Genomic DNA, 223 nt, shown 5'->3' with positions numbered 1-223 from the left:
GAGCGGTAGAAGATCATCGGCGAAACGCCTTCGTCCTCGACCGACAGCAGCACCAGCGCGGTCAGCCGTTCCTTGTCGGTCTTCAGGCCGTAGACATTGACGCCCTCACGCGTCAGCTGCTCGCGGATGAAGCGGCCCATCTGCTCGTCGCCGACGCGGGTGAGCAGTGCCGAGCGCAGGCCGAGCCTGGCCGTGCCGACCGAGATGTTGGCCGGGCAGCCAC

At 67.3% G+C, this 223-nt stretch carries 1 protein-coding gene; it reads right to left on the bottom strand.

Translation table 11 applies throughout. The annotated features are described in order from the left end of the window. A partial coding sequence (locus EOB49_RS36150) for a PfkB family carbohydrate kinase (RefSeq protein ID WP_245473022.1) occupies positions 1-223 on the bottom strand: 223 nt, incomplete at both ends.

The sequence above is a fragment of the Mesorhizobium sp. M7A.F.Ca.MR.148.00.0.0 genome, assembly GCF_003997735.1.
Classification (GTDB): Bacteria; Pseudomonadota; Alphaproteobacteria; order Rhizobiales; family Rhizobiaceae; genus Mesorhizobium.
Note: the sequence above shows the minus strand (reverse complement) of the source record. Positions and strands in the feature narration are given on the sequence as shown.